Consider the following 14,037-nt stretch of genomic DNA (forward strand, 5'->3'; position numbering starts at 1 on the left):
ATTATGGATATATTGCAAATATAATTTTTTTTAAATATATCACTAGAAATTAAAGTATAATTTCTAATAAATAAAACTACCTTTAACAGAAAATTACCCCCTACAGATTGTAGAGGGTAATTTTCTATTTTTATTACCAATAGGAAAGGAAATATTAATTCAAATATACTATCATACTAACTTGTTATTTTTTGAATATCCTTTAATCTAAATCAGTTGCAAATTCTAAGAAAAGATTATCAATAAGCTCATCGCTTCCATTTCTATTTAAAGATGAAAAAAAGTATAACTTGTCCTCTGCATTTAATTTTAATGTTTCTTTTATCACCTTTTCACTCTTTTTCAAATCATTTTTTGTAAGTTTATCGCTTTTTGTTCCAACAACTACAACATTATATCCAAAATGTCTAAACCATTCATTCATCATTATATCATCACCCGATGGTTTATGTCTTGAATCCACAAGCAATACAACTCGTTTTAATTGTTCTCTATTGGTTAAATACATCTCAACTGTTTTTCCCCAACTGTCTTTTTCGGATTTTGATACTTTTGCATATCCATATCCAGGCAAATCCACTAAATAAAAATCATTATTTATAAGAAAAAAGTTGACTAATCTTGTTTTTCCAGGCGTTTGACTAACTTTTGCTAATTTTTTTCTGTTTGTCAAAGAATTTATTATCGAACTTTTTCCTACATTAGATCGTCCAACAAAAGCAACTTCAACTCTATTGTCTAACGGATATTGTTCTCTTTTTACTGCTGAGGTAATAAATTCTGATTGTTTAATTCTCATTAGTATCCTCTCCAATTAACGCATTTTTTAATACCTCATTTATTTCTTTAGCAGAAATAATATTCAAACTTTTCCTGATTGAATTTGGTATCTTATCTATATCTTTCTCATTTTCCTTTGGAATTATTATAGTATCTACTCCAGCTCTAAATGCAGCTAAAGACTTTTCCTTTAATCCTCCAATAGGTAATACTCTACCTGTTAATGTGACTTCTCCAGTCATAGCTACATTGTGCTTAACCTTTTTACCTGATAACGCCGAAACAAGTGCTGTTACCATTGTAACTCCTGCTGATGGACCGTCTTTAGATACAGCACCTTCTGGTGCATGTATGTGAATATCTTTTTCTTTATAAAAAGCTTCATTAATTCCAAATTTAACAGCATTAGCTCTAACATAACTATACGCAGTTTTTGCTGATTCTTGCATAACAGTTCCAAGCTTACCTGTAAGTTCTAGTTTGCCTGTACCTGACATAACCATAGCTTCTATAGGAAGAGTATCTCCTCCATAGGCTGTCCATGCCATTCCCGTTACCACTCCAACCTTATCCACCTTATCAATTTTATCAAAATCAAAGATTCTCTTACCTAAGAATTCTTCAATTTTATCATTATTTATATCAAATTCCTTTTTCCCTTGCTTTAACATCTCTGCTAATGCTTTTCTTATAAGTGAACTTAACTTTCTTTCTAATCCACGCACACCAGATTCTCGTGTATATCCTTCTATAACTTCTTTAATAGAAGAATCTTCTATTTTAATTTTATTAGGTGCTATATCTAGTTCTTTAAATATCTTAGTTAATAAATGATTTTTCGCTATATGGAACTTTTCTTCATAAGTATATCCTGATACTTCTATAATTTCCATTCTATCTAATAGTGGTCTTGGTATAGTTTCTAAAGTATTTGCTGTTGCTATAAACGTAACCTTTGACAAGTTCATCGGAACCTCTAAATAGCTATCTCTAAATGTTTTGTTTTGTTCACTATCCAATATTTCTAATAAAGCATCAGATGGATCACCATTATAGCTTGAATTAATCTTATCTATTTCATCAAAAAGCATAAGTGGATTCATAGATTTTGCTTCCTTCATTGCATAAACAATTCTTCCTGGAATTGCACCAATATACGTCTTTCTATGCCCTCTAATTTCAGCTTCATCTTTCATTCCGCCAAGAGATATTCTCGTATACTTTCTATTAATAGCATGAGCTATAGATTTTGCTATAGATGTTTTTCCGACACCAGGAGGACCAACTAGACAAAGAATCGGACCTTTTTGAGATTTACTAAATTGCTTTACAGCTAAATACTCTATAATTCTATCTTTTACATCCTCTAATCCATAATGTTCATTATCTAAAATTTCTCTTGCTTTAATGACATCAATACTTTCCTTTGTGTACTTACCCCAAGAAATATCTAATACCCAATCTAAATAAGCTTTAATAACATTACCTTCGGATGATGTAGCACTCATATTCTTAAGTCTTGATAATTCATAGCTAACTTTATCTTTAACTTCCTTAGTAAGCTTTGCTTTCTCAATTCTTTCTTCATATTTTGCTATTTCCTTCTTTTCTTCATCATCGTCTCCCAATTCTTCTTGAATTGCCCTTATCTGTTCTCTTAAATAAAATTCTTTTTGTTCCTTTGCAACAGTATTCTTGACTTTATCAGCAATCTTTTTTTGAATTTTTGCTATAGAGATTTCTATTTTAACTCGTTCTAAAACCATCTCTATTCTTTTTGTCAAGTTAACAGTTTCTAACACTTCTTGCTTTAACTTTTCATCCGTAATAGAATAAGAAGCTACCATATCTGTAAAGTTGCTTGGTTCTTCTGAAGAATTTATTAATTTAACAATCTCTCCATAATTCTCTTCATTAAGCTTTAATAATTTTTTAAATTCTTTATCTAAATACTTAACATAAGCATCTAATTCTTCATTATTAACTACTTTATTACTTAATTTTTCTACTGAAACCTTTATATAATCCTCTTCATCCTCTATATACTTAACTATTTTACCTCTTTCTTGACCTTCTACAAGAACTCTAATAGTATTATCTGACATTTTGAGAATTTGCTTTATTTTACATATAGTTCCAATCGAATAGATTTCATCTTGATTAGGTTCTTCTACTACAGAATTTTTTTGACCTACAAGAAAAATTTCTTGTTCATCTAACATAGCTTGTTCAATAGCTGCTGTAGATTTTTCTCTTCCCACATCAAAATGTACCACTACATTAGGAAAAACAGTTAATCCTCTTAAAGGAATTAGTGGAATTGTATATAACTTTTTCATATTACTATTTCCCCCCATATCATAATCACCTTATTTATTTTGACTTATCTAGTATACACATAATAAATAATTTTTTCAATGATTCTTAAGATAAAAAACTTACTATTATAGTATACTTTTTACAAAATAAGTAAAAACAAATCATTTGCACTTTTAAATTTATTATAATAAGTTTTTATCAAACTATTTTTTACAAATTTAATAAAAGCAGATTTTTTGAATTATCTATTATAACATATATATTAATATTAAAAAGAAAAAGTGTGTAATAAAAATTTCAATGGACAATCCATAGTTAATTGTCCATTCTACATTTTCTGAAACAATTTCTTTAATTTTTTAAAATATTATTTCCTTCAGCCGATAATATTTCTCTATCATTTTCACTAATAATATTTTCTTCCTCTATAGCAACTTTAATTACATCTCTTAAGTTTCTTACTGAGATTATATCTATTTCGCATATTTCATTTAATACTTCATCATAATTTTCTTCTGGAATAATAACAATGTGCGCACCGCCTTTATAAGCTGCAGATATCTTTGCTTTTACCCCTCCTATAGCTTTTACAGATCCTAGTATACTTATTTCTCCTGTCATTGCAACAAATCTATTTACTTTTTGCTTTGTTATTGCACTATATATAGCTGTTGCAATACTTATTCCTGCAGATGGTCCATCAACTGGCATCCCTCCTGGAATATTTACATGTATATCATATTTATCAGTACACAAATCAAATAAATTATCTAAAGCAGTTAATACGTTTTGTACCGATGAATAAGCAGTACTTTTCATCTTAATTTTTTTATTATTATTAGTTATTTCTTCTTCCTCAACTATTCCTGTTATCTTAAGTTCTCCTCTTCTTTCCTTAACCTTTTTACAACTAACTTCAAGAGGCATTAACATTCCTACATTGGCTCCATATACTGCTAATCCATTAACAACTCCGATTTTAGATTTAGATGAAATTTTATTGCATATTATCTTATTATATTGACCATTCTCTAATACCCACTTAATATCATCTAATGTTATTTCTTTCCTATCCTCATTGATTGCAATCCCAGATGCTAATTGTATTAAGTTTATTACTTCCCTACCATTCGTACAATACTTACTTACCTCTTCAACTCCTTCTTTCATAATTCTTAGTCCAACCTTATTAACAGAATTTATTGCGATAACTTTTATTTCTTCAGGTAATAAAGCTCTAAAAAATACTTCAACGCATCTTGATCTTATAGCGGGTATTATATCCTGTGGAGATCTCGTTGTAGCTCCAATTAATCTAAAATCTGCTGGAAGCCCATTTTCAAATACTTCCTTTATATATTTGGGCATATTAGCATCTTCTGAACTATAATATGAACTATCCAAAAACACTTTTCTATCTTCTAATACCTTTAAAAGTTTATTTAATTCAATTGGATGAAGTTCACCGATTTCATCTAGAAATAAAAGTCCACCATGAGCTTTAGTAACTGCTCCTGCTTTTGGTTGTGGAATCCCTGCTACCCCTAGTGAACCAGCTCCTTGATATATTGGATCATGCACTGAACCTATAAGTGGGTCTGCAATTCCTCGTTCATCAAATCTTAAAGTTGTTGCATCCAATTCAACAAATTTTGCTTTATCTGCAAAAGGTGACAAATTTGATTTTCTAGCTTCTTCTAATACTAACCTAGCTGCTGCTGTTTTTCCTACTCCTGGTGGTCCATAAATAATAACATGTTGTGGATTTGGACCACACAATGCAGCCTTTAATGCTTTTATACCTTTTTCTTGGCCTATTATTTCTTCAAAGGTTGAAGGTCTACTCTTTTCTGTTAAAGGTTCTGTTAAACTTATTTGTCTAAGTTTATTTAAATTATCTAGCTCTTTTGTATTTTCTCTATCAATTACAATACTTCTACTTTTTTGTGGTTTATTTATTGAATTAAACATGACATAAACCATAAGAATTAATATTACTATTTGGAAAACAATTAATATATTTGTCATATTTTTTAAATATATTTATAAGTAATAATATGTTATGTATTTTTCTATATTTTATTATTATTAATTTAAATATACTTTTCCTCCTTCTATTTTTATTATTACTATTATTTGCTTATGCTTACAAATATATTCTTAATTTATAAAAAATATTAAAATAACCCCATCATTTAATTATTTTTACATAAATTAAATGATAGGGTTATATAAGTGATGTTCAAAAAAATAACAAGTCTTAATAAATAAAAATTTAAGTCACATCTTTTGCTTATTATCTTCTTTAATCTGCTATTAGTCTAAGCAGATTCAATATCTTTTTTAGCTCTAGCTTTTACTAGAGTAGGTCTAATTTTTCCATCTTCCAATCTTTCAATTGTAGGTTCTTTCTTATCTTTGATAGCTTCTTCAGTTATTATAACCTTAGTTATACTCTTATCAGAAGGAATATCATACATTACTTCATTCATTATATCTTCTATAATAGCTCTTAAACCTCTAGCACCAGTTTGTCTAGTTATAGCTTCTTCTGCTATTGCAACTAAAGATTCTTCATTAAAATCTAACTTAACATCATCTAGCTCAAATAATTTTTTATATTGCTTTACAAGAGCATTTTTAGGTTTAGTTAAAATTTGAATTAAAGCTTCTTTATCTAAAGATTCTAATGTAACAAGTATTGGAAGTCTTCCAACAAATTCTGGAATCAAACCAAATTTCAATAAATCAGCTGGCATAATTTCCTTAAGCAAACTTCCAACATCTTTTTCATGTTTAGATTGAATTTGTGCTCCAAATCCCATAGAACTTTTTGTTGTTCTATTTTCAATTATTTTATCAACTCCATCAAAGGCTCCACCACAAATAAATAATATATTAGAAGTATTTATTTGAATAAATTCTTGATGAGGATGCTTCCTTCCGCCTTGTGGTGGAACAGATGCAACAGTTCCCTCTAATATTTTTAGTAGAGCTTGTTGTACACCTTCTCCTGATACATCACGAGTAATAGATGGATTTTCAGATTTTCTTGCAATCTTATCTATTTCATCAATATAGATTATTCCTCTTTCAGCCTTTTCTACATCATAATCTGCATTTTGAATTAACTTAAGAAGAATATTTTCAACATCTTCTCCAACATACCCAGCTTCTGTCAATGTTGTCGCATCAGCTATTGCAAAAGGTACATTTAAGAATCTTGCTAACGTTTGAGCAAGTAATGTTTTACCTGAACCAGTTGGTCCGAGTAGTAAAATATTACTTTTAGACAATTCAACTTCCATCTCTTCTTTATTAGTATTAATTCTTTTGTAATGATTATAAACTGCTACTGCTAAAGATTTTTTTGCTCTTTCTTGCCCAATAACATACGAATCTAAATATTCTTTAATTTCATTTGGTTTTGGGATACTTTTAGGATCAAAGTCAACAGTTTCTTGGAATTCATCTGCTATAATTTCAGAACATAAATCAATACATTCATCACAAATGTATACTCCTGGGCCTGCAATTAATCTTTTCACTTGCTCTTGAGTTTTGCCACAGAATGAACATTTCAACTGTTTCTTTTCATCAAATTTAGCCATATACTCACCTCACTTAAAACGTATAAATTAAAATTTTTCTCTTATTTATCTTTTCCTATTTTGTGTGTAGATATTACATCATCTACTAACCCATAATTTTTAGCTTCATCTGCACTCATGAAATTATCTCTTTCCACATCTGCTTTAATTGTTTCTAAAGGCTTACCAGTATTTTCACTTAAGATTTTATTTAAAGATTCTTTAATCTTTAATATTCTCTTTGCATGTATTTCAAAATCTGTTGCTTGCCCTTGGAATCCACCAAGCGGTTGATGTATCATTATTTCTGAATTTGGAAGTGCATATCTCTTACCTTTAGCTCCACATGTAAGCAAAAATGCTCCCATTGAAGCTGCCATTCCGATACATATAGTTGATACATCACATTTAATGTATTCCATAGTATCATAAATAGCCATTCCTGAAGTTATTGATCCACCCGGACTATTTATATATAAATAAATATCCTTATCTGGATCTTCACTTTCTAGAAATAATAATTGTGCTACTATTAAATTAGAAGTATCATCATTTACTTCTCCACTCAGCATAATTATTCTTTCTTTTAGTAGTCTTGAAAATATATCATAGGAACGTTCTCCCCTACTTGTTTGCTCTACAACCATTGGTACTAAACTCATCTAAATCCTCCCTTTACTATTAGACTTTTATCTAATTATAATTATATATTCTTTTTGTTAGTTTGTTAATTATTATTTGAATAAATTGCCAGAAAAAAATTTTTTTTCTGGCAATTTGTTAATTTATATACTTATTCTATATTATATCTCAAAATAAATTATTTGCAATTTTCTTTTATAAATTTAAGAGTATTTTCAATCACTATATCTTTTTCAATCATATTTTTTTGAGACTTAAGTAAAATTTTAGCCATTTTTTCTGGATCTTTAGGTCCATATATTTTTCCTAATTCTAAAGCTTTTTCATTCAATTGTTCTTCAGTAGCTTTAATTTCTTCTGCCTTAGAAACTGCTTCAAGAACTAAATCAGCTTTAACTTTTCTTTCTGCATTTTCTTTCATGAAATCTCTCATTTTTTCAGTTGTATTTCCTGTAAATTCCATGTATTGATCTAAGCTTAATCCTTGATATTTTAATCTTCCTTCAAGGTCCTTCATCATATCATCAATTTCTTTGCTTACCATAACTTCTGGAACATCCATCTTTGAATTTTCAATTATTGCAGTAATAACAGCTTCTTCAAATTCTCTTTCAGCTTTTTCATCATTATTTTTTGCTAATGTCTTTTTAAGATTTTCTTTCAGTTCTTCAAATGAATCAACTGCTGATATATCTTTAGCAAATTCATCATCTAATTCTGGTAATTCTTTAACTTTGATTGATTTAATTTCAACTTCAAACATTGCTGGCTTTCCGTTTAATTCTTCTTTTCCATAAGATTCTGGGAAAGTAACGTTAACTTCTTTCTTTTCGCCTATTGCCAAACCAATTAATTGTTCTTCAAAGTTATCAATGAAAGTGCCTGAACCTATTTCTAGAGAATAATCATTTCCTTCGCCGCCATCAAAAGCAACTCCGTCTACGAATCCCTTAAAATCTATAATAGCTATATCGCCTTTAGCTATATTGCCTTCTTTTTTAACTTCTATTCTAGCATTTTTTTCTTGCATTTCTTTAATTTGCTTTTCTATTTCGCTATCTTCAACTTCATATACAGCTTTCTTTATATCTAATCCCTTGTATTCTCCAAGTTCTATTTCTGGATAAGTAGTAACTGTTGCAGTATAAACTAGTTCTTTACCTTCGCCTAATTCTACTATATCAACTTGTGGATAATCTACAGGTCTTATATTATTTTCGCTTAACGCTACTGGATATGATTCATCAATTGCAAAGTTAACAGCATCATCATAGAATGCTTCCACTCCATAGAATTTCTTAACCATTGCCATTGGAACTTTTCCTTTTCTAAATCCTGGTATGTTGTATCTGCTCTTATTCTTATTATAAGCCTTAGTTAATGCCGCATCAAATTTTTCAGCTTCAACCCTTATTTCTAATTTTATCACATTTGTTTCTATTTTTTCCACTTTAGCTTTCATTTATTCTTTCCTCCTAAAATAGTGTTCATCTTAATTTAACTAAGTCATTATACCATAAACCTCTAAATCTTATCAAATAATTTATTAATATTATATTTATTGAGCATAATTTCCATTTTCATCTATATAATAAATCTTGCCATCAATCGTAATTCGTATTCCTTTTTCTTCTTTTTCACCAATATCTATATTAGTTCCAACTAATTCCCAGAATACATTATCTGTATCAGTTTGAATATCAGTCATCCATAAATATTGATTAAGAGCTGCACTACCAAAATACGGTCTATTGCTCGTAAAAATTATTTTTTCTTCACTAATAAATTTTGGGTTTACGTTCCACAAATATTGAGGATTTGATTGTATTGCAGCTTCTTTTGTAAAAACTCCTCCACTACTAGAAATATATTTATCCTTAGATATTATTTTAGTAGTTCTATCTACATTATATAAAGTAATTACTGAATTAGTATCTGTTACAATCATTTGCTTGCCCGATGGACTAATATTAAAACTTACACCAACATCTGTAGTATTTAAAGTTTCAAATACTTTTCCACCATTATTATCATCTACATAAATTGCTTTTGCAGTATTCCCACTAATTAGAGTAATATCAATTGATTCTTCTAAAGGCCTTTTGACTTCTTCTTTTAATGGTTTTTCATCTACAGTTTCTTCCTTAATTGTTGTTTCTTCTTTTATTGTTTCAGTTTGTTCTGAAATATTAGCAGTATCGCTATCAATCCACGCTTGTATATTTTGCTTAATGTTCATGTAATCTATAGGGTTACGCACAACTTTAATTACCATTACAGATATTGCTAATACTATAGATAACGAAATTATCATAACATTTCTTCTTCTTTTCTTCATTCTCTTTTCATATTCTCTACTAAAAATACTTGGCTTTCCCAACGATGGCCCCCTCCAAATCTTTTTAATTTATTTTTATAATAAACAAAATTATTATATATTATTCTTTTCCCTAAATCTACAATTTATTTTATATTTTATAATTAAATAAAACTTCTATGGCAATAATATTATTTTTTGCAACTACCTTTGTCTTTACAACTATTGCACTTATTTTGATTTTTTTTTCCTTTCAAACAGCATCCTCCACATTGAAGCAATCCTTCTTCTCTCAACTCTTCTAATGTGAGTTTACAAATATTTTCTGAATATCCTTCATAATCAACAGTATTTTTTAACAACTCTTCTTTATAAATTCTAATCATTATTTTTCTCCTATCCATATATTATTTACTTATGTTTATATATCATATATGTTAATATTTATACTTTTAAAATCAATACATACTAACTATATTTTTACAATTTATATAGTATACTGCTTCAAATTTTTATAACTCCACAATATCACAATATAATATTCATTTATTCCACTATTAGATAAACATAAGAAAACCTGTATAAATAAATCTGCAAGTTTTCTTATAATTACATTATTTCATAAGTAATGTAAAAGCAAAAGATGCTATTTAAAATTTTATAATCATATTTTAAATAACATCTTTATATTAGTATTATATCATATTTTACACAAAACAATTTTTGAAATTTTTCTCTTTATTGTAACATTAGTTCTTTTCTTGTAAGTCTTGTAGGTTCTTTAAGTTGATTTAACATTAATGTTTTATAATAAACTTCAGCTACTTCTTCAACATATCTTGCTTTTAACAATACATCGTCTATATTTTTGCTTACTACAACAACTCCGTCTCTTTCTAATAAGCACGCATCACCTTTATTTAACTGTTCTAGTACATCCTTTGCTAATTCAATAGTTTTTGTTTTTTCATAGTTAGCTACATATATATATCCCCCATAATTTGCAGAATCATAAATAATTGGTGGAATTACTTTATTTGCTACAGAAAAAGTGGTTGCATACATAGAATGTATATGCATTATAGATCGTATATCCTTTCTTGCTTTATATATTTCAAGATGAAGTAATAATTCACTACTTGGCCTAATGCCCTCCAATACTTCAATCTCCTTTCCACTTAAATCTACAACACAAATGTGTTCTTCTTTTAAATTTTCTCTCTTTATTTTTGAAGGTGTTATAATTATATATCCTGTGCTCTCATCCCTAATACTGAAATTTCCTGTTCTTTCTTTGCATAAATTATACTTTTCTGCATCCTTAGCTATTTTTATAAGTTTAATTTTTAGATTTTCCAACATAATTATCACTCCTTAATAACATTATAGATGGTAATTTTGTATATTTAATTTAGCCCCATTAATTTATCAACAAATATTCTCTTATCCATTAATTTAAGATTATTATCTATTATTGGTACGAAATCCATTACATCTAATATATCTCTTTGAATATCTATTCCCGGTGCAATCTCTGTTAAATGTAATCCATCTTCTTTCAACTCAAATACTGCTCTTTCGGTTATATACATAACTGATTGTTTAACTTTCATAGCATACTTACCACTAAAAGTAATTTGTCCAACAGAATCTAAAAACTTTTTATTTATACCCTCATTCATAATTTTTAGTTTCCCACCATCTATTTTTATCTCTAATCCTTTAGCTGTAAATGTCCCACAAAAGACTACTTTTTTTGAATTTTGAGTAATATTAATGAATCCGCCACAACCTGGAACCTTTGGTCCAAATTTACTAACATTGATATTACCGCGCTTGTCCACTTGTGCAAGTCCTAGAAATGCTATATCTAAGCCACCTCCATCGTAAAAATCAAATTGTGTAGGTTGATCGATCATACATTCTGGATTTATTGATGCTCCAAATTTATTACCACCTTGTGGAATTCCTCCGATTGCCCCTGGCTCTACAGTTAAAGTGAAAAAATCTCCAATTCCTTCTTCATTAGCAATATTTGAAGTTCCTTCTGGCATCCCAATTCCAATATTTGCAACTTGCCCTTTAACCAATTCCATTGCTGCTCTTCTATTAATAATTTTCCTCTCATCTAATTTTAATGGTTCTAATCCATCTACTACCATATTTACATCCCCAGTAAGTGAAGAGTCATAGCTATGACCTAATATTTGAGCTTGATCTTCTTCATCTTTTGCTTCAACTATATAGTCAACATAGATTCTTGGTATTTTAACATTCCTTGGATTTAAAGTCCCTGATTTAACAACTTTTTCAACTTGTACTATAACTATTCCCCCACAATTTTTAACAGCTTGTGCTATAACTGTGGCCTCAGAATAAGTAGCTTCATGGTCCATTGTAATATTTCCCTTTTCGTCAGCATATGTGCCTCTAATAAATGCCACATCAATATTAGGGCATTTATATATCAAGTTTTCTTCACCTAAAATATCTATCACTTGAACTATATCTTCTACAGTTTTTTCATTTACCTTTCCACCTTCTACTCTCGGATCTACAAAAGTATTTAATCCAACTTTTGTTATAGTACCTGTTTTTTTGCTTGCTTTATCTCTAAACATATGAGCCATTACCCCTTGTGGTAAATTATATCCATATATTTTATTATCTCTCATCAATGCTCCCAATTTAGGTGCTAGTCCAAAATGTCCACCTATAACTTTATTTAGCAATCCTTCATGAGCTAAGTGATTTAACCCCTTGTTTTCACGATCTCCTGATGCTGCTGCAAACATTAAAGTTAAATCTTGTGGACTTTTTTCTTCTAAAAATCTTTCTTCTAAGCTTTTCAATAATGATTCTGGAACTGCTAATAATGCAAATCCCGATGCTGCTACAACATCACCATCTTTCACTAATTTTGCTGCTTCTTTGGAACTAATTATTTTTGTCATAAAATCTCATCCCCTAAATCTTTTTATCATTTATTTTCTGTTTGTTATTTTTTTATCAATATTATATTTTTAATTTTAATTGTTTGTATATTTTTTGTCAATCTTTTTTTCTGATTATTCTGAACATTATTTTTATTGTTTTTCTTTTACACTATAAAAACTTAAACATTCACTCACTTTTAAATATTTTCTAATAATCATATTCTATTTTATTGTTATCAAATTACTTTTTATCTATTTATACATCTTGAGTTATGAATATAGATATTTTTTTAACTATATTTTTCATAATAATTGATTTGTTAATCACAATATAAGCCTATATTTTAATAAAAAAATAGATCTTACATGTTATTTAATGAAAAATAATATGTAAAATCTATTTTTAAATGTAATTACTTAATTGATAAATTTATTGTTTGATTTTTTATTTATCTAAACATTTGTTACTGGTTTTCTTTCACCCTTAAAGTTATTAATTTTATTTTTTCTTTTTTCAAGTTCAGTTGAAACTTCTTCAACTGAAATTCCCATTTGAGCCATTAAAACAAGTACATGATATGTAAGATCACAAATTTCATTAATTTGTTCTTCCTTATTGTCATCTTTACAGCTTATTATAACTTCTGTACATTCTTCACCAACTTTTTTTAATATTTTATCTGTTCCCTTTTCAAAAAGATACCTTGTATAAGACCCTTCCTCTCCTTCAGTCTTTCTTTTTAAAATAACATCATATAAAGCACTTATATTCTCATCCATTTTTTAATCCTCCAATTTTATTCAGTTAAGAGTTAATAGTTTTGGTTGAAATGTCTCCGACATTTCTAAAATTATTTTTTTCAAATTTCGAAGAAATTTATTCATTAATTGTTCATTGTTAACTGTTAATTGTAAATTGTTAATTGTAAATTGTAAATTGTAAATTGTAAATTGTAAATTGTAAACTAATTATAAGTCTCTGTAAAAACAACTCCTATTTCCAGTATGACATGCTGCTCCGGTTTGCTCTACAAGTATTAAAATTGTATCATTATCACAATCTATTTTTATTTCTTTCACATATTGAAAATGTCCAGAAGTTGCACCTTTATTCCATAGCTCATTTCTGCTTCTACTATAAAACCAAGTCGTATATCCCTCTAATGTCTTACTTAAACTTTCTTCTGACATATATGCAAGCATCAGAACATCCTTAGTTACATGATCTTGAACTATAGTTGGCACTAACCCATTGCACTTTTCAAAATCTACTTGCTCTACTCTTTCACAAATTTCCATATATACTCCCCCTTCCAAATCTGCAATGTAATCTAAAACGGCATTTTATCTATAAATACTTAAGTATTTTTATTGTTTTATTTAGCTTGTTAAATAAATATAAAATTAGCAATACTTAAAATATATAATTAAATACAACATATTCTAATATGGT

General features: G+C 28.3%; 12 protein-coding genes. All 12 read right to left on the bottom strand.

The window, feature by feature from the left end:
• Window positions 1-202 precede the first annotated feature (202 nt).
• Window positions 203-799, bottom strand: coding sequence for a YihA family ribosome biogenesis GTP-binding protein (locus tag DIC82_17360; protein AWK52655.1), 597 nt, complete (start codon window positions 797-799; stop codon window positions 203-205).
• Window positions 789-3,119, bottom strand: coding sequence for an endopeptidase La (gene lon, locus DIC82_17365; GenBank protein ID AWK53121.1), 2,331 nt, complete (start codon window positions 3,117-3,119; stop codon window positions 789-791). The genes DIC82_17360 and lon overlap by 11 nt, the downstream gene beginning before the upstream one ends.
• A 331-nt stretch (window positions 3,120-3,450) precedes the next feature.
• The gene (gene lonB / locus DIC82_17370; GenBank protein ID AWK52656.1) at window positions 3,451-5,127 is read right to left on the bottom strand and encodes an ATP-dependent protease LonB; all 1,677 of its coding nucleotides are present in this window, start codon (window positions 5,125-5,127) and stop codon (window positions 3,451-3,453) included.
• 293 nt (window positions 5,128-5,420) lie between these two features.
• A complete protein-coding gene (locus DIC82_17375) occupies window positions 5,421-6,710 on the bottom strand; it encodes an ATP-dependent Clp protease ATP-binding subunit ClpX (protein ID AWK52657.1) in 1,290 nt (429 codons plus the stop codon).
• A 41-nt stretch (window positions 6,711-6,751) separates the two neighbouring features.
• Window positions 6,752-7,351 (bottom strand): ATP-dependent Clp endopeptidase proteolytic subunit ClpP, encoded by a 600-nt coding sequence (gene clpP / locus DIC82_17380; GenBank protein ID AWK52658.1) that lies wholly within the window; start codon window positions 7,349-7,351, stop codon window positions 6,752-6,754.
• 158 nt (window positions 7,352-7,509) lie between these two features.
• Window positions 7,510-8,793 (bottom strand): trigger factor, encoded by a 1,284-nt coding sequence (locus DIC82_17385; GenBank protein ID AWK52659.1) that lies wholly within the window; start codon window positions 8,791-8,793, stop codon window positions 7,510-7,512.
• Window positions 8,794-8,889: 96 nt separating this feature from the next.
• Entirely contained in the window at window positions 8,890-9,711 is an 822-nt protein-coding gene (locus tag DIC82_17390) for a hypothetical protein (protein ID AWK52660.1), read from the bottom strand.
• Window positions 9,712-9,839: 128 nt separating this feature from the next.
• Window positions 9,840-10,034 carry a hypothetical protein gene (locus tag DIC82_17395; protein AWK52661.1) on the bottom strand — a complete coding sequence of 65 codons (195 nt, stop codon included), beginning with the start codon at window positions 10,032-10,034 and terminating at the stop codon, window positions 9,840-9,842.
• Window positions 10,035-10,386: 352 nt separating this feature from the next.
• Complete coding sequence (locus DIC82_17400) at window positions 10,387-11,010, bottom strand: class II aldolase (protein AWK52662.1); 624 nt, start codon at window positions 11,008-11,010, stop codon at window positions 10,387-10,389.
• Window positions 11,011-11,054: 44 nt separating this feature from the next.
• The gene (locus DIC82_17405) at window positions 11,055-12,602 is read right to left on the bottom strand and encodes a 3-oxoacid CoA-transferase (protein ID AWK52663.1); all 1,548 of its coding nucleotides are present in this window, start codon (window positions 12,600-12,602) and stop codon (window positions 11,055-11,057) included.
• Between the two features lie 435 nt (window positions 12,603-13,037).
• On the bottom strand, window positions 13,038-13,364 hold the full coding sequence (gene hisE, locus DIC82_17410; protein AWK52664.1) for a phosphoribosyl-ATP diphosphatase: 327 nt from the start codon (window positions 13,362-13,364) through the stop codon (window positions 13,038-13,040).
• Between the two features lie 189 nt (window positions 13,365-13,553).
• Entirely contained in the window at window positions 13,554-13,883 is a 330-nt protein-coding gene (locus DIC82_17415) for a phosphoribosyl-AMP cyclohydrolase (GenBank protein ID AWK52665.1), read from the bottom strand.
• Between the last annotated feature and the right edge of the window lie 154 nt (window positions 13,884-14,037).

This window comes from Clostridium beijerinckii (genome assembly GCA_003129525.1).
GTDB lineage: Bacteria > Bacillota > Clostridia > Clostridiales > Clostridiaceae > Clostridium > Clostridium beijerinckii_D.

What these genes read in the sequence shown, in the direction of transcription:
- DIC82_17360 (AWK52655.1), bottom strand. Translation starts at nt 799, where the DNA reads ATGAGAATTAAACAATCAGAATTTATTACCTCAGCAGTAAAAAGAGAA.
- lon (AWK53121.1), bottom strand. Translation starts at nt 3,119, where the DNA reads ATGAAAAAGTTATATACAATTCCACTAATTCCTTTAAGAGGATTAACT.
- lonB (AWK52656.1), bottom strand. Translation starts at nt 5,127, where the DNA reads ATGACAAATATATTAATTGTTTTCCAAATAGTAATATTAATTCTTATG.
- DIC82_17375 (AWK52657.1), bottom strand. Translation starts at nt 6,710, where the DNA reads ATGGCTAAATTTGATGAAAAGAAACAGTTGAAATGTTCATTCTGTGGC.
- clpP (AWK52658.1), bottom strand. Translation starts at nt 7,351, where the DNA reads ATGAGTTTAGTACCAATGGTTGTAGAGCAAACAAGTAGGGGAGAACGT.
- DIC82_17385 (AWK52659.1), bottom strand. Translation starts at nt 8,793, where the DNA reads ATGAAAGCTAAAGTGGAAAAAATAGAAACAAATGTGATAAAATTAGAA.
- DIC82_17395 (AWK52661.1), bottom strand. Translation starts at nt 10,034, where the DNA reads ATGATTAGAATTTATAAAGAAGAGTTGTTAAAAAATACTGTTGATTAT.
- DIC82_17400 (AWK52662.1), bottom strand. Translation starts at nt 11,010, where the DNA reads ATGTTGGAAAATCTAAAAATTAAACTTATAAAAATAGCTAAGGATGCA.
- DIC82_17405 (AWK52663.1), bottom strand. Translation starts at nt 12,602, where the DNA reads ATGACAAAAATAATTAGTTCCAAAGAAGCAGCAAAATTAGTGAAAGAT.
- hisE (AWK52664.1), bottom strand. Translation starts at nt 13,364, where the DNA reads ATGGATGAGAATATAAGTGCTTTATATGATGTTATTTTAAAAAGAAAG.
- DIC82_17415 (AWK52665.1), bottom strand. Translation starts at nt 13,883, where the DNA reads ATGGAAATTTGTGAAAGAGTAGAGCAAGTAGATTTTGAAAAGTGCAAT.